This window comes from Candidatus Poriferisodalis sp. (assembly GCF_965221945.1).
Classification (GTDB): domain Bacteria; phylum Actinomycetota; class Acidimicrobiia; order Acidimicrobiales; family Poriferisodalaceae; genus Poriferisodalis.
In genome coordinates this window covers 1642174-1657441 of record NZ_OZ244925.1, presented here as the reverse complement: position 1 = coordinate 1657441, position 15268 = coordinate 1642174, and the positions used below count along the sequence as shown (strand labels likewise).

General features: G+C 64.5%; 14 protein-coding genes. 10 read left to right on the top strand and 4 right to left on the bottom strand.

The genetic code is table 11. The features are described from left to right. Positions 1-38 precede the first annotated feature (38 nt). The 4 genes from ACOQPH_RS07735 to ACOQPH_RS07720 all read left to right on the top strand — a co-directional run bounded on the left by ACOQPH_RS07735 (position 39) and on the right by ACOQPH_RS07720 (position 5766). A complete protein-coding gene (locus ACOQPH_RS07735; protein ID WP_420624054.1) occupies positions 39-857 on the top strand; it encodes a SirB1 family protein in 819 nt (272 codons plus the stop codon). A 561-nt stretch (positions 858-1418) separates the two neighbouring features. Continuing rightward, complete coding sequence (dcm, locus tag ACOQPH_RS07730) at positions 1419-2648, top strand: DNA (cytosine-5-)-methyltransferase (RefSeq protein ID WP_420624053.1); 1230 nt, start codon at positions 1419-1421, stop codon at positions 2646-2648. Beyond that, positions 2645-4600, top strand: a complete 1956-nt coding sequence (locus tag ACOQPH_RS07725) for an ATP-binding protein (RefSeq protein ID WP_420624052.1) — start codon at positions 2645-2647, stop codon at positions 4598-4600. Before dcm ends, ACOQPH_RS07725 begins: the two co-directional genes overlap by 4 nt. Further along, entirely contained in the window at positions 4600-5766 is a 1167-nt protein-coding gene (locus tag ACOQPH_RS07720) for a PP_RS20740 family protein (RefSeq protein ID WP_420624051.1), read from the top strand. The genes ACOQPH_RS07725 and ACOQPH_RS07720 overlap by 1 nt, the downstream gene beginning before the upstream one ends. Before the next feature lie 126 nt (positions 5767-5892). Here the strand turns inward: ACOQPH_RS07720 and ACOQPH_RS07715 are convergent, their stop codons facing one another. After that, positions 5893-6864, bottom strand: coding sequence for a hypothetical protein (locus ACOQPH_RS07715; protein WP_420624050.1), 972 nt, complete (start codon positions 6862-6864; stop codon positions 5893-5895). 208 nt (positions 6865-7072) lie between these two features. Next, positions 7073-9865, bottom strand: coding sequence for a class I SAM-dependent DNA methyltransferase (locus ACOQPH_RS07710; RefSeq protein WP_420624049.1), 2793 nt, complete (start codon positions 9863-9865; stop codon positions 7073-7075). 55 nt (positions 9866-9920) lie between these two features. Here ACOQPH_RS07710 and ACOQPH_RS07705 point away from each other — a divergent pair, with 55 nt between their 5' ends. Next, positions 9921-10109: a hypothetical protein gene (locus tag ACOQPH_RS07705; RefSeq protein ID WP_420624048.1), complete on the top strand. Its 189-nt coding sequence runs from the start codon at positions 9921-9923 to the stop codon at positions 10107-10109. Between the two features lie 24 nt (positions 10110-10133). Next, entirely contained in the window at positions 10134-10385 is a 252-nt protein-coding gene (locus ACOQPH_RS07700; protein ID WP_419920322.1) for an antitoxin HicB, read from the top strand. Positions 10386-10429: 44 nt separating this feature from the next. Here ACOQPH_RS07700 and ACOQPH_RS07695 read toward each other — a convergent pair whose 3' ends face one another. Further along, complete coding sequence (locus ACOQPH_RS07695) at positions 10430-11047, bottom strand: histidine phosphatase family protein (protein WP_420624047.1); 618 nt, start codon at positions 11045-11047, stop codon at positions 10430-10432. A gap of 73 nt (positions 11048-11120) precedes the next feature. On the opposite strand from ACOQPH_RS07695, the gene pyk reads away from it, so the two are divergent. Further along, positions 11121-12554: a pyruvate kinase gene (pyk, locus tag ACOQPH_RS07690; RefSeq protein WP_420624046.1), complete on the top strand. Its 1434-nt coding sequence runs from the start codon at positions 11121-11123 to the stop codon at positions 12552-12554. Between the two features lie 7 nt (positions 12555-12561). On the opposite strand, the gene ACOQPH_RS07685 is transcribed toward pyk, so the two are convergent. Continuing rightward, positions 12562-12885, bottom strand: coding sequence for a hypothetical protein (locus ACOQPH_RS07685; protein WP_420624045.1), 324 nt, complete (start codon positions 12883-12885; stop codon positions 12562-12564). 156 nt (positions 12886-13041) lie between these two features. Here ACOQPH_RS07685 and ACOQPH_RS07680 point away from each other — a divergent pair, with 156 nt between their 5' ends. From ACOQPH_RS07680 to ACOQPH_RS07670, 3 genes are read left to right on the top strand one after another with little or no spacing between them, the layout of a single operon-like run. Beyond that, the gene (locus tag ACOQPH_RS07680) at positions 13042-13506 is read left to right on the top strand and encodes a DUF3151 family protein (RefSeq protein WP_420624044.1); all 465 of its coding nucleotides are present in this window, start codon (positions 13042-13044) and stop codon (positions 13504-13506) included. Further along, entirely contained in the window at positions 13503-14081 is a 579-nt protein-coding gene (mobA, locus tag ACOQPH_RS07675; protein WP_420624043.1) for a molybdenum cofactor guanylyltransferase, read from the top strand. Before ACOQPH_RS07680 ends, mobA begins: the two co-directional genes overlap by 4 nt. Beyond that, positions 14078-15247, top strand: coding sequence for a ribonuclease D (locus ACOQPH_RS07670; RefSeq protein ID WP_420624042.1), 1170 nt, complete (start codon positions 14078-14080; stop codon positions 15245-15247). The genes mobA and ACOQPH_RS07670 overlap by 4 nt, the downstream gene beginning before the upstream one ends. The last annotated feature ends 21 nt before the right edge of the window (positions 15248-15268 follow it).

The window sequence follows — 15268 nt, the reverse complement described above, 5'->3', positions numbered from 1 at the left end:
CCGCCAGGCGGTGCAGTGCCGCCGGTACCGTCGTGTCGATGTCTGATGGCGAGACTGGGGCAACCGATCCCGAGGGCGACCATCCGTCGCCAGCAGATACCTTTGCCACGTGGGCGGTCAGCGAACCGGTGCCGCTCGACCGGGCGGCGCTGAGCATCGCAGCCCATTGCCGTGGGGAGGGTGTGGACGAAGCTGCGGCATTGGCCGAGTTGGACCGTCTAGGCGGCGCGGTACGCGAGCCCACGCCAGACGCCGTCGTCGAACTGCTCTTCGACGAGGAGGGCTTCGGCCCGAATCGGGGACGATTTGCAGATCCGGCAAACAGCTACCTCGACCTCGTGGTCTCGCGGCGGCTGGGGATACCGATCACGCTGGCCGTGGTCACCATCGAGGTGGCCCGCCGCGCCGGTGTCGTGTTGCACGGTGTCGGCATGCCGGGCCATTTCCTGGTCGGCACCCCCGATCCGGAGGTGTTCATCGACGCTTTCGACGGCCGCTTCATCGACCACGCTGGTGCCGCGGAGATCTTCACCCGCTTCGAGCCACGGCAGCCGTTCGACGCTTCGTTCCTCGGGCCGACACCGCCGGGGGAGATCTTGCTGCGAATGCTGAATAACCTGCGGACGCTGCATATTCGTCAACCCGATGCGCCGTCGCTGGTGGCTGTGCTGGAACTCCTGACGCGGCTGCCTGGGTGCCCGCTCGACGAGTTCATGCGGCTGGGCCAGGCTCTCGCGACGCTGGGACGGCCCGACGAGGGTGCTCGGACCCTGGAAGCAGCAGCCGAAAGATTCGGCGGCAGCGATGCCGAGTACCTCAACAACGCTGCAGTGCGCCTCTGGGCCCAGCTGAATTAGGGGCAGCGTCGCCGAGACGTAGCGTCCTGTGAACTACGCCGGGTTCCGTGGAGGCCGTGGGATCCTGCTCCATGCGGGCAAGCCCGACTGGAACCTGCTCGACACCCTCAGCCGACGCCAAGGGCGAGGAGCGCCGATCCGGTTACACCCCTCTGCGAGTATGAGCGACCATCGACACACGAGAATGCCGCCAGTGGGGAACACCAATAGGGTGCCGAGCAGTGGTGTTATGGAGGTCGTGATGGCTCATCTGATCGACATCTCATGCGCTTGGATGTGTTGCCGATGACTGCGCGTGCTGAGCTGACCGAACTCGGTGAGATGTCTTCGCGCGCTATCGCATCGCGGATGGCCGAACTTCTCAAGGCGACGTACGCGAACTGTGAGAACGAGCACTCCATTGGTTGTCGAAGCCGCTCCCGTAGTGGCACGGCTCTCCTTGAACAACGGGCGCAGGGCTCACCCTGGGCGTCGCTCGATGCCGACCGGTCTGGAGAGGGTCGGACCTCCTGCGCACCAGTCTGTGACTGCCAGATCACCTCAGACATGCACGTGAGGCGAATGTTGGGCCGCGTCGGCACGATCAACCATGACCCGATCGTCGGTGAGATTGACGCTTTCGTGCGCTTGGTCCCGAAGAAGGATCGCTCTGGATTGGCTCGGCAACTGATGATCCACAGCCGCGTGGTCTGCGCCGACGAGGAACCGCGCTGCGCGAGTTGTCCGCTCATCTCGTTCTGTGAGACCGGTCGCCGCCGCGTCACGTCTCAGCATGGGAATGCCACAGCGGTCGATCTCTTCGGTGGTGCCGGTGCGCTCGGTTTGGGATTCAGATGGGCTGGCTTCAGCATTGTGGCGGCTGTGGAGATCGATCGGGATGCCGCGCAGACCTATCGCCTGAACCACCCCGGTGTACCGGTGCTCGAGGCCCCTGTCGAGAATGTGACGGCGGACGGGCTGCAAGCGTGGCTGTCGGCCATGGCTGCTCCGTCAGCGGTCATCGCCGGACCGCCGTGCCAGGGCTATTCGGCGGCCGGCTCACGCGACTCCGACGATCGGCGCAATCTGCTCTTCCGGCATGTGGGACGTCTCGCTCGTCGGCTTGGTGCGCGATCTGTCGTAATCGAGAACGTGCCCGGCTTGCGCCGCGTCAACGGCGTCACCTACACCGACAAGATCACAGCGTCATTGCGGCGATGTGGATATCAGACTTGGAAACGGCCGGTTGCCCTCCGGGCGTCAAGCTTTGGCGTGCCGCAGAATCGTCAGCGACTTTTCTTCGTGGGTGTCAAACGCGAGATCGAACTTCCGGAACTCCCAATGCCCACGCACGCGCCGTATGACGGCCACGCCGTCGACTCATCGCTGCCGCGGACACCTCCGTTGGCAGAGCGTCTGGAAGACCTGCCTCATCTCGCGCCTGGCGCGGGGGCCGAACGGCTGCGGCTCCCGGACGGGCGGGTCGTGCTGAACTCTCAGGCGATGGCGCATTCGCCGAGAGTGGTCGCGAAAATCAACGCGATACCGGCTGGCGGTGGTCCGATCTCGTACCGCCGGCTTGAGAGCGACGTAGCCCGCACGTTGGTGGCCGGCCATCGCGCGCTACCAGTGCATCCTGATCAGGACCGCTCGATCACGGTTCGTGAGGCGGCACGCATTCAGGGCTTTCCTGATGGGTACTTCTTCTGCGGACCGCGCTCTGCGCAGCCGCTGCAGGTCGCGAACGCTGTGCCTCCTGCTCTCTCTGAGGCGGTTGCCCGGCAGCTTTTGAAGTCATTGGACGCGGCGTGAGTTCCGAGCCACAAACACAGGCGACAGCTGACGCCAAGCTGACCGCGGACATCAGGGCCAGCACTCGAGACGAGCCGGTCCGCGCACGTCTGACAACCGATGAGCGTGTACTGGCCCGTGTCACCGACGGGATCTACCGACAGCCGGGGTCAGCCATTCGAGAACTTGTGTCGAACTCGTACGACGCTGACGCGACCCGAGTGGTCATCAAGACTGACCGGCCGCGGTTCGAGACGCTGACAATCGAAGACGACGGCAACGGAATGACGCCTGATGCGCTCGCCTACCTGCTTCATCACATCGGTGGCAGCGCGAAGAGGTCACCAGACGGCAGCCGCTTGGGCATCACGGACCGGGAAGATTCCATGCGCAGCCCGAACGGTCGACGGCTGATCGGCAAGATCGGGATCGGGTTGTTCTCGGTGAGCCAGCTCACCAACCGGTTTGACATCGTCACCAAGATCCAGGGCGACGATTCACTCACCTTCGCGTCCGTGGTGTTGCGTCAGTACTCCGACGACGGCCCACCAGCGACCGACGACGAAGGAAAGTACGAAGCAGGCCACGTGGAGATTTGGCGCGAGCCGGCTTCGGACCCTGAAGTCCACGGCACGACGATCACACTGACCGGCATCCGACCCCATACCCGCGACACGCTTCGCAGCAATGAAGTGTGGGCGGTCATTGATGCAGACCCGTCACTGGACCCGGAAGAATCACGAGCGGTCGAGCCCCCCGTGTTCCACATCGGACGAGTGAAGCACGACGACCCATCGAGCTTTGAGGGCGATACAGACGCCTATGACAGCCTTCCTTGGTCATCCGACGATGATCCCGAAGCCGCTTTCGGGAAGCTGGTGGACGCTGTCTGGGAACAAGTCGAGGGGAAGTCCAAGAATCCGCGACTCAGCGACATCTTCGACTACTACCTGCGCATGGTCTGGCAGCTCAGCCTGTCGATACCGGCGCCTTACGTGCGCGGGAGCCCCTTCGAACTGGCCGTAGGCGATGGGATGTACCTCTACGAGATCCCGAAGACCATCAAATCCACGGCCCAGCGTTTCGAGCTCGCCGAGGGAGAGACGATTCTTGGGACGCGATCTATCGGAAGCGGCGCCAGTGTCGGCGACGATTTCGTCGTCTACTTCGACGATCTGCGCCTCGCGCGTCCCCTCAAGTTCACAGACCTGCCAAACACCACCCACGCTGTCCGCAAGCCGATCTTGTTCGTGGGCCGTTGCCGCGAGGAATTCAGAGGCATCCGTCATGAGCTATCTGGAGGACCGCTCGAGTTTGAGGCATACCTGATCTGGACACCCAAAGTCGCGCCCACCGAGCACCAAGGCGTCCTGGCCCGAGTGCACGGCTCCAGCGGAACGTTGTTCGACCCGACTTTCTTGCGTTATCAGGTGTCTGAGCAGACCCGACTCAGGCAGATCACCTGCGAGGTCTTCGTCTCTCAAGGCCTTGAAGCAGCACTGAACATCGACCGGGAGTCGTTCAACTTCGCACACCCGCACGTCGTGTACATCACTCAGTGGCTGCACGCCACGCTTCGCCGCGTCGCGACCGAGCAGAAGCGAATTGCCGGCGAGATTCGAGCCGGGCGCCGTGCAACTGCCGCAGTGGAGACAGAGGCCGCCATGTCGAAGGTGGCTCGGAAGGCCTGGCGAGAAGAGTCGGACGATCCCGGCGCGGTGCCTCCCCATGTCGTGTTCGACGAAGGTCCCGACGAATCGCTGTTCGAGGAACCCGGCACCTACCGATTCCGGCGGGCGCCGATACTTGGCGAGAAGCCTGCTCGGCCCACGGTTGCAGACACGACAACCGAGAAGCAGATGGAGGCGCTCGTACAGCTGCTCGCGGCGTTCGGTGTACTTGAGAACCTCTCAGAAAAGCAGCAGGAACGACTTCTGGCTGGCATTCGCGAGATTCTTGAGGCATCCGCATAGTGAGCGATACCTCGGGAGACAACGATGAACTCGTCGCGGGCATCTTCGGCGATCTCGATTATGAGATGGCCGAACTTGAGCGGAGAGACTTCCAGCCATGGCATCGACCAAGGAAGCAATTCGTCCGACGCGAGCAGTGGGCAGCGCAGGTCAGACGCCTCTATGCCGATCGGCCGACTGACGATCCGCTCCGCTACTTGGGTCTGCCGGGCACGGATCTGATCGACCTGAGATACCTGCACGACCAGATATGCCGACCGGATGACCGGCCGCTGATCTTTCTCGGGTTCAATTCAGAGGCACAGCCGGACAGCCGAGCCCGACGCGATCTCGCCATCTCGCTCTACGAAGTGGGCCGGCTGCCGAACGTCCAGCAGCAGCATTCGGATGTGATCCACGACAACTTCCGGCGTCTCAGCGACGAGTCCTCGATTGCATGGAAGCGCGCAAGAGCGCTCGGGCCGTTCGATGTTGTCAACATCGACCTGTGCGACGGATTGGCGTCCGACTCACCCGAGATCCCCCAGACGATCTATGACGCCCTAGGCCAAGTGACGGCATTGCAGAGCCACAGCTTGACGCCCTGGTTGCTGCTCATCACCACTCGAATCGGCCGAGACATGTTCGACCCCGACGCCGAAGCGGCGATTCTCCAGCGATTCCACGACAACGTTTGCGCCTGCGACGGTTTCACCGACGAGTGCCAGCATTACCTAGGACTCGATGCAACGACGATCGATTCCTCCACTTGCAGTGACGAGGACTACTTCAAGCTCATGATCGTCGCTTTGGGCAAGTGGCTCGCGAAACTCGTTCAGGCTTCAAGAGCCAGTCAGGTCGTACTGGCCAGCACGCTCGGTTATCGGATCGTGAAGAGCGCTCCGTGCGAGGACCTCGTCTCGATCGCGCTGCGATGCGAACCGATCTTCCCACGTCCCAAAGACGCACTGTCTCCGACTCCACCACTGCCATTCGACGAATGCAAAACCGCGAAGAGAATCGTCAGGCGCGCGGCGAATCGCAAGGACATCGACTCGATACTCGAAGTCGATCCGGCCATGCATGAGGCGCTTGTCGTCGAAATGGAAGAACTCTTGACCGCAGCTCACTACGACGTTTCGCGCTATCGGCCGTGGCTGGGCTCATCCGCTTCGTCAAGGCGTTAGATGGGTGGGAACAACTGCTTCGCTACGCCTCTGCGGTGTGGCACGTCTTCTGCATAGTCATCGAACCCGTGGTCTTGCGGCAACGCACCGAACGGTGAGTGGGTCTGCTCGGGCGCCCAGACGGCGTCAGTCTCCGACGCCGCCACCTCCGGGACGGAACTGAATCACTTGGCTCTCCTGCCCGTGGGTGTCACAGAGATCGGGCGAGTGGCGAGAGGGGCACGGCGTGTTGGTGGGCAGATCGTCGCCGATCGGGTAATGGCGGTCCGCCAGCAGCGATTCGAGACCCTCAGCTGTGACGGCCCATTCGTCGTTGACCAAGCAGATCAGCGGCCCGCGGAGTCCGATCGACGCATCGTTTCCAGAGCGTGCGGCGAAGGCGACCTGGAGACTGAGCGCGAGCATGTCGAGCGCTCTGGCAAAATCAAACTCGTCCCGCCCCTTGATGTCGTCGGCGAGCATGTTGCGTTCAAGAACCCCGACGATCTCGGTTGCGGACTGCTCACGCAGCCAGATGATGCCGACCGGGTTCTCCTCATCAGGCCCGTAGTAGAGGTCCCACTGTGTTGGGTCTAGCGAGCCGAACAGCACCGGGTCGAAATTCAACCACAGCTCCGATACGTTGCCGTACTCCATCAGGAGCGCAAACAAGTCCGGCCCGTCCCCGCTCTTCGACGTGCGCAGTCGGAACATGTGCGGGTCGAACAGCCTTAGCTCTTCGCCGAGCCTCAACGCATCAGCGACAGCGTCGCGAGAGGCAGCAGAACGAAGCGCCGCCACTGCATCCGCTATCTCGTCATCCACCGCCCGGCGTTGCTCAGCTTGGCTAGCTGCCAGAGTCTCCAAGTCCATCACGCGCTTCGCCAGTGGTGCCGTCCCTGCCTGGACAGCGTCGCTTACAGCAGCCTCAACTCGACGGAAGAGGCGTGGTTCCACGATGACACCAACAAGCAGAACCATCAACCCGGACGCGATGGCCAGCAACGCGTTCGACCAAGACTCAAGAGTCCATCCGCCGCCGGCGACTGCCATGAGCAGGAGTCCCGAGGCGGAGGCAGCGAATACGCCCACCAGCGGCCAACGGATGCGAGTCTTCACCTCGCTCCGATCATGGCCGAACTCGATGGGGCCCCTTGGCTGTCGGCCTGCAGGCCGAAGCGGAGTTGGAGAAAGCAATATTCGAGGATCTCGCGGAGGGAGAATGGTGACCCCGGATCGGCGGCGCGCAGCGGTGACGGGGCTTGCCAAAATCGGGTCCCCGTCACGCCCGCTGAGACGGGGAGTAGCGCAGTGTTTGCTCTTGGGATCAGGGGCGGAGCGTGCCGATCATCTGCTCGTAGAGGCCGAAGAGGTGTTGGAGGCGTTCTGATTCTGATTTGAAGGTGGGCCGAGTGCGGTAGAGGCGGTCGACGACTCGGTCGAGGTCGCGATGCGCCTTGCGCAGATTGGTTGGCATGAGATCAGGGTCGTAGAGCTCTGCGAGCGTGGCGTCGGGATGTGCTGCACGTGCATCGAGTACTGCCTGAGCCGGGACATCAAGTTTCGCTGACGTGCTGTCGTCGCTGAAGCCCTGGGGCAAGGGAAAGGTGTTGTAGACGACGCCGACGGAATAGCGGTACCGACTCTCGTGACGCCCGGCCACGGTGCGCATCCAGGCCATGTGCATCGCCGAACTCACGATTGCGAAGTCCGCCAGCGTGGCATTCTCCAGAACGAATAGCAGGTCACTGGGTACGAACGGCGGCTCGATCCATCCACATGGCACGTAGTTCCGTCGTTCCGAGCTGACCTTCGGTACTACGAGGAATGGTGTCTGCGGGATGACGTTCACGTGCCACAGCCTTGGTGTCTCAGCTAGCTGCTGCGTCGGTTTGCTGTTGCTGGCAAGACGCTCATTGCGCACAACAGCGATGCGCTCCCGTATGAGTGGAAGCCGCCGTAGATCGCTCGGATCAGCATCCTGTAAGGCCAGAATCCAGCGCTCGCCGCCTTGCAGATACTCGCGTGCGCCAATAAATGGCCTCAAATACACCTCGGCACCCGGTTCCTGATCGAGGAACGAGGCCATTTCTTCGCGGTCAAAGATGTAATGGCCACCGTCGATTGGCTTTGAACCGATCTTGAGACGAGGCATCCCGTTGATTGGCCGGCTCTCCGACCTGACAAGGCGGTGCGGGTTCTTGAGTCTCGTGCCGTCGAGCAGGTAAGGCGTAATGGCCTTGCAGGTGGCAACGAGGGGTTCGTCGTTGATGTCTGGGTAGGTGTACAGCGGCCTGTCCGACGGACTGTGCTCGGCGGGGTCGAGGCCGAGGATGACAACATGGACGTGTGCCTTACCGCGTGCATCGGAGCCCCACGCGAATGGTCGGTGCGCGTATGAGATCTCTAGGTCGTGCCGCTCAAAGATGATTGGCCAGAGTTGCGCGACTTGCTCGCCCTGAGTGATCGAGTTGGTCGCGACGAACCCGATCCGCGGCGGCCGTTCGTGGTCGGTTTCAGTGGCGGCTCGGCGGGCGTACTCAGCGGCGCGGATGAACCATGCGGCGACGTAGTCCAGCGTCCCTCCGCTGCCGCCGAGTTGGGCGATGCGCCGTACCTGTCCTCGCTGTTCGGGGCTTTGGTACTTGGCGCCGATGAATGGCGGGTTGCCGAACACATTGGAGCACTCGGCGGGCGGCAGGAGTGACGCCCAGTCGAGTTCCAGTGCGTCGCCGACTTCAATGTGGGGCGATTTCTCCAGCGGGATGCGCACGTAGGGCTCGCCGAAGGTGTCGGCGAGTTCTCGGTTCATGAGGTGGTCCATCATCCACAGCGATGTAGCTGCAATACGAGCGGGAAATTCGCTGATCTCGATGCCGTAGAACTGATCCACGTCGATCACGGACTTCACTTCAAATGGCATCACCTGCTGAGCCGACGCCCGGGTGCGCGCTGCAATCTCGTCGAGAATGTCGATTTCAAGCAGCCGCAGTTCGCGGTAGGCGATAATCAGGAAGTTGCCGCAGCCGCACGCAGGGTCGAAGAAGCGCAGTTCGCCGAGCCGGTCCCGGAACCGGTAGAGCTCGGCGATGACGTCGCCGCTGTGCTTGGCTGCGAGCGCGTCGAACTCGGCGCGCAGGTCGTCGAGGAAGATCGGCTCGATCACCCGCAGGATGTTCTGCTCGGTGGTGTAGTGAGCGCCTTGGGAACGGCGCTCGATCGGCTCCATCACCGACTGGAACAGCGCGCCGAAGATCGCGGGTGACGTCTTGGACCAGTTGAACCGGCACGCGTCCAGCAGCGCAGCGCGCATCTCGGCGTCGAAATCAGGGATCGAGAGCCGCTCGGCGAACAGCTCGCCGTTCACATAGGGGAACTTGGCCAAGTCCTCGTCCAGCTTGCGCTGCCGCTGCTCAGTCGGGGTGTTCAGCACCTCGAACAGCCGCGTGAGCCACAGGCCCAGATCAGCGCCGTCGACAGAGGTGCGGTCCTCCACGAGGTGCAGGAACATGTCCTGGCGGGGGAAGATGCCCGAGTCGTCGGCGAACATGCAGAACACCATGCGCACCAGAAAACGCTCGAGATCGTCGCCCCGGTAGCCGGATTCGTCGAGCGCGTCGTGCAGGCGGCCCATCAGCTCGGAGGCTTCGATGTTGACCGGGTCCTCTTCTCGAAGCGCCCGACGTCGCTGCCCGACGATGAACGCGAAATTCTCGACCTGATCCGGCAAGTCGGCCAGCGAGAACCGGATCTCCTCACGTGTGTCGCGGTCCAGCAACTCGAACGTCTTGAAGTCGCACAACAGCTGATAGCGCGGCCGCTCGCGCTCCGGAATCGCGTCGAAGTAGGTACCCGCCTGCTCTGCGGCAGCTATCAGGCTGCGCCCAGCGCTCTTCTGCTCAACCAGCAGCACACTCGGCCAGAACAGGTCGATGAAGCCATGTGTGTTGTCCAGTTTCTTGACATGCTCCTCGTAGCGCGCCACGTCGCGTCGCCGCTTGCCGAACACATCGAAGAATGCGTCGTAGAAGCTCTGCGTCTCGCCCTTCTCGTAGGAAGCGTCCGCCCACTCCGCAGCGAACTGGGCAGCACGCACCCTGATCTCGTTCCACGAGAGCATCACGGCAACCTAACGGACTGCGTCAATCTCGAGAGGATGGGGCAAGATTGCCCGGATGGCTGAGCAGCGCAGGACGACGATGGTGGGCGTGGTGACGGATCCCGTGCATCTACTCGGCCGCGACGAGTGGTGGTCCTTGGTCTGGAATTCGTTCGACGAGATGACTCCCGCAGAGGTCGCTGAATACCGGGCCGAGAGCCGACTGTGGGATGCTGCGTCGGCGGATGGCCTCGATGAGCGTTGAGAAGCGGCTCGATGGAGACCGGCAATGAATGAACCTCGGTACCAGTATCGAGCGTCGTGGTCGGATGAAGACGATGCCTGGATCGGCGTGTGCAACGGGTTCCTGCTTGTGAGCCACGTCGCACCGACAGAGGCAGACTGCCTCCGCGGTATTCGTGTGCTGGTGGATGACATCGTGGCCGACCTGCAAAGCAACGGCGAGCCGCTGCCACGGCCGCTCCCTTGGGATGCCTTCGACGCCCGGTTTCTCGACGCAGCAGTCGGCTCGACCAGTTGAACTAGGCCGGCGGGCAGCCCTGGGGCTGAAGCGAGGCGTGCGGGCTACAAGCCGATGGCCAGGTCGGGGCGGCCTCGAAGGTGGGTGCGCTCGTTGACCGAGAGCACGCTGCGATGACCGCGGCTCGAGGCGAAGACCCGTGTCACCGACGTGTAGTCGACGTCGAAGCGCAGGAACGTCTCAGTGGGCAAGCCGAGGCAGCGGGCAAGGTAAGCGTTGACGACGCCGCCGTGGCAGGCCACGGCCACACGTTGGCTGCGATGATCAGCGACGATCTCGTCGACGGCGCCGTTGACCGTCGCAACGAAGAGGGCCGACCGTTCCGCATCGCCGAACGAGCCGCTCACCAGCTTGTTCCACTGCGCACGGTCGGTCTCCTTCATCACTTCCATCGGGACATACGCGGGGGAGTCGCGGTCGAACTCGCTCAGGCCGTCGCGTACCGCCGACGTCAGACCGGTGGCGGCACCGATGGCCTCGGCGGTCTCCAGCGCTCGGCGCATCGGGCTGCTGTACAGCGCATCGATGCCCATCTCCGCCAGCCACTCAGCGACGGCGCCAGCCTGCTGCCGGCCGATCTCCGACAGCGGCGGATCTGCGGGCCGCCCGTCGTGGCGCACGACTCGTTCCGGCTGGCCGTGGCGGACGAAGACGAGTTCCACGGCGGGTGACCCTATTGGGCGGCGGGGAATCCCGTTGCAGGACGGCTTGACCGGAGCGGTACTGTGGTGCCACATGGCAAGACGGACCAAGATCATCGCCAGCGTCGGACCAGCCTGCAGCGACGAGGCGACCATGCAGGCCCTGATCGAGGCGGGCGTCGATGTATGGCGTCTCAGCTTGGCCCACGGCACGCTCGACGAGCAAGTCGCGACGTTCCGGCGGCTGCGTAAGGTCTCGCAGGAATCCGGACGGTACATCGGGATCCTGGTGGATCTTCCGGGCCCCAAGGTCCGCTGCATGCCGTTCCCTGAGGGCGGCTGCGAGGTCGCCCAGGACGCCGTGCTCTCGCTGGGCATCGAAGGCGACGCCAGCACCGCTGACCGGCTGGTCGTCGACTACGAGGGCCTGCTGACCGACGTCGGCCCAGGCGATCAACTGTCCTTCGGAGACGGCAACGTCGTCCTGGTGATCGAGGATCGTGCCTCCAACGCTCTCAAGACCCGCGTTCTGCACGGCGGCCATCTCGAAGGCCGGCCGGGCTTGCACGTTGACTCGTCCAAATTGCGCATGACCACGCCGACCCCGCACGATCTGAAGCTGTCCGACACATTCGTCGACTTGGGCACCGACATGGTCGCACTGTCGTTCGTCCGCTCCGCTTACGACATGCGGCGCCTGGGCGTCGAACCGCACCCGCGCGGCCCGCTGCTGGTGGCCAAGATCGAGACCAACGCAGCCGTGGAGAACCTCGATGGAATCATCGAGGCGTCCTCGGCGGTCATGGTGGCCCGCGGCGATCTGGGCGCGGAGTGCAACATCGAGGAATTGCCGCATCTGCAGAAGCGGATCATCGAGGCCTGCGTCGCGCACGGCCGACCGGCCATCACGGCAACGCAGATGCTGGAGTCGCTGCTGCACTCGCCTGTGCCGACCCGTGCCGAGGCCTCCGACATCGCCAACGCGGTGTTCGACGGAACGTCTGCGGTGATGCTGAGCGGCGAGACAGCGATCGGCCACGATCCGGTGAACGCCGTGCGGACCATGGCGCGCATTACCGAGCGAGCCGACGAGCGCTTTGACTATGAGGCTTGGTGGAACCGGCTGCTGTCGGTGCGCCGGCGTGACGATCGCGCCGCCGACTACATGCGCGTGACTGACGGCATCACCCAGGCGGCGTCGAGACTCGCGACCGAGCTGGGCGCCCAGGCGATCATCTGCCTGAGCCGGTCAGGTTTCACCGCACGCAGCATGGCCAGATTCCGCCCGTCGATGCCGCTGCTGGGTCTCACACCTGAGCCCCGCACGGCGATGCAGCTCTCGCTGTCGTGGGGGACCCGGCCGCTGGTCTTCGGCGAACGCCTGACGCCGGCCGAATCGGCTCTCGAAGCTGTGCACGCAGCGGTACGAACCGGGATGGTGCGCAGCGGCGACATGGTGGTGGTGGTCTCGGGTACGAGCCCTGAGTCTCACGCCACTGACAACCTGCGCGCCATGCGCGTGCCCTGAGACAGGCTTAGTTCGCAAGCCCTCCGAAGCCGAGGTCGATGTCGACGTCGATATTGCTGGGGTTGATGCGATCCGGCCCGCACAGCGGATTCTCCGGAACCTGCACCGTTCGCCCGAAGACGTCGCACGAGCAGGTTTCTTGACAGTCCCGCAATCCCGACCACTGCACGGCCAGCACTGCAGCGGCGCCGACGAGCACCACCGAGATGAGCACGGCCAGCACAAGCCGCCGAATCAACCGCAGAGCCACGATTGCTGCGACCACCAGCGAGGCGATGCCGCCGACGAGCGCGATGTTCAGACGGTCGGCATCGAGCCATTCGGGCAGCACCCAAACAGAGAGTACGCAGCCTTCCCACGGCGCACGGGGACCGCTCCCGACCCAATCTTGACTCAGTCCCGACTCAATCCCGACGCAGTCCCGGACCAGTCTCAGGGCGCTCAGTAGAGTCCAACTGAGTTCGTTGACGCTCGCGAGGATCGCGCCATGGCTGCCACCCCCATTGACCTGCGCCCCGGCGGCCTGCCCGAGACGGTCCTGGACCCAGCTCCGCCGGCGGCTGCGGCGGCGTGGGAAGCAGCCATGGGACAGCCATTGGCCGAACGGGGTGCCGCCCTCGCAACGGTTGCGGCCCGCTGGCCGCGGCTGTTGGAGGCCTGGGCGGAGTTGGGCCGCAGCGCTGCGAGCGAGGGCCGCCATGTCGAGGCATACGCCTATTGCCGCGTGGGGTATCACCGCGGCTTGGACGCGCTGCGGGCAGCTGGGTGGCGGGGCAGTGGCTATGTGCGCTGGGCGGAGCCCGCCAATCATGGCTTCCTGTGGTCGCTTCTGGGCCTGGGTCGCTCCGCCGCTGCCATCGGCGAACGCGATGAGGCCGACAGATGTGCCGGGTTCCTGGTCCAGCTTGACCCCGGTGGTGAGCCGCCCATGGGTGAGTGGCCGCAGGCGTGAGCCCTGCCGGCGTCGTGCTGTGCGGCGGAGCCTCCACGCGCATGGGCAGCGACAAGTCCACTCTTGAGGTGGCGGGCCGACCGCTCGCCCTGTGGGTTGCAGAGGCACTGCGAGCGGCCGGCGCGCACCCAGTCGTTGCACAGGGCGGCAGACCGCCGCCGCCGCTCGTGGCCGAAACCGACAGCACGCCGGGAGCGGGCCCGCTTGGGGGTCTCGTCGATGCGCTCGAACGCCACGGCGATGTTCTTGTGTGCCCAACCGACGTGCCGACAGTGCCGCCCGACCTGCTGGTCGCTCTCGTCGAGCTCGCTCGCCAGACGGGTGCGCCGGTTGTTCTGGCGCGCAGCGACCGGCTCGAGCCGCTGATCGGCCACTACGCCCGCGAGTCGCTTCCGGCACTGCGGGCGGGCCTGAGGGCCGGTGCCCGCGGACCTAAGGCCGTGCTCGACAACACGAGCGTGCCGACCGTGCCGGTCGCAGCGGCCGACGTGCTGAACGTAAACACATCCGCAGATCTCGCCACCGCCGAGGCGATCCTGTCCGCTCGATCGGTGACCGGGCCCCAAGCACCATGAGCAGTCACCTATGGGTGGACTCCCAGGCTGCGCTCGAGGCGCTGATCGCCGACCTTCTGGCGATTGAACGCATCGGAGTGGACACCGAGTTTCATCGCGAGCGCAGCTACCGGCCGCAGCTTGCTCTGGTACAGGTCGCATTCGATGACCAGGTCGCCATTATCGATCCCACCGCGACCGATATTGCGGCCTTGGGTGCCGTGCTCGCTTCCGATGCAGTGATCGTGATGCACTCCTGCGCACAGGACATCGAGGTGCTGTCCCAAGAGTGCGGTGAAATCCCGGCGAAGCTCTTCGATACCCAGGTTGCCGCAGGATTCCTGGGCATGAGCACCCCGTCGCTGGCTGCGCTGACTGAACGCCTCCTCGGAGTGCGATTGACCAAAGGCGACCGCCTGGCCGACTGGTTCCAACGACCGCTGCGAACGGCGCAGCGACGCTACGCGGCCGACGACGTGGCTTACCTGGCACGGCTCCATGACGAGCTTCGCTCCCGCCTGACGGAGCGAGGTCGGTGGCAGTGGGCGCTTGACGAGTGCGAGATGTGGCGGCGCCCGCCCGCTCGGCCCCCGGACCCCGAACAGGCGTGGACCCGTATCAAGGGCGCACGCCAGCTCCGCGGCTCTCAGCGTGCGGTGGCGTACCGGCTGGCTGCGTGGCGGGAGCGAACCGCCAGCGATCGCGACCTTCCGGTGCGCTTCGTTCTGTCGGACATGGCGCTGCTGTCCATTGCGCAGCGGTCACCTGCGAGCGTTCGTGAGCTGCAAGGACTGCGCGGCGTGGACGGCAACCAGCTCCGTGGGGCGGCCGGCGATCGGATCATCGCCGAGGTGAAGCGCGGTCTGCACATGGCACCGGGCGACATCCCCGCCAGTGCACTGGGCGGGGGACCAAACGTGGATACTGCACTGCAGCCAGCGGTGCCCTTGGTCGCCGCCTGGGTGGATGAGGTTGCTCGCTCTCGTGGCATCGACCGCAGTTTGCTGGCCACTCGCTCCGATATCGCTGCGTTGCTGGCGGGGGACCCAGCGTCCCGCCTCGGGACCGGCTGGCGGGCCGAAGCGGTGGGTGATGGGATCCGGTCATTGCTGGCTGGAGAGGCCGCGTTGGCCTTCGATCCGTCGGCGGGTCTGCAGCTCGAACCCCGGCGGGGCGGAGGCGCCTGAGCACTGCGTATGCCACGCAGT

What these genes read in the sequence shown, in the direction of transcription:
- ACOQPH_RS07735 (WP_420624054.1), top strand. Translation starts at nt 39, where the DNA reads ATGTCTGATGGCGAGACTGGGGCAACCGATCCCGAGGGCGACCATCCG.
- ACOQPH_RS07680 (WP_420624044.1), top strand. Translation starts at nt 13,042, where the DNA reads ATGGCTGCCACCCCCATTGACCTGCGCCCCGGCGGCCTGCCCGAGACG.
- dcm (WP_420624053.1), top strand. Translation starts at nt 1,419, where the DNA reads ATGTTGGGCCGCGTCGGCACGATCAACCATGACCCGATCGTCGGTGAG.
- ACOQPH_RS07700 (WP_419920322.1), top strand. Translation starts at nt 10,134, where the DNA reads ATGAATGAACCTCGGTACCAGTATCGAGCGTCGTGGTCGGATGAAGAC.
- ACOQPH_RS07705 (WP_420624048.1), top strand. Translation starts at nt 9,921, where the DNA reads ATGGCTGAGCAGCGCAGGACGACGATGGTGGGCGTGGTGACGGATCCC.
- ACOQPH_RS07710 (WP_420624049.1), bottom strand. Translation starts at nt 9,865, where the DNA reads ATGCTCTCGTGGAACGAGATCAGGGTGCGTGCTGCCCAGTTCGCTGCG.
- ACOQPH_RS07670 (WP_420624042.1), top strand. Translation starts at nt 14,078, where the DNA reads ATGAGCAGTCACCTATGGGTGGACTCCCAGGCTGCGCTCGAGGCGCTG.
- pyk (WP_420624046.1), top strand. Translation starts at nt 11,121, where the DNA reads ATGGCAAGACGGACCAAGATCATCGCCAGCGTCGGACCAGCCTGCAGC.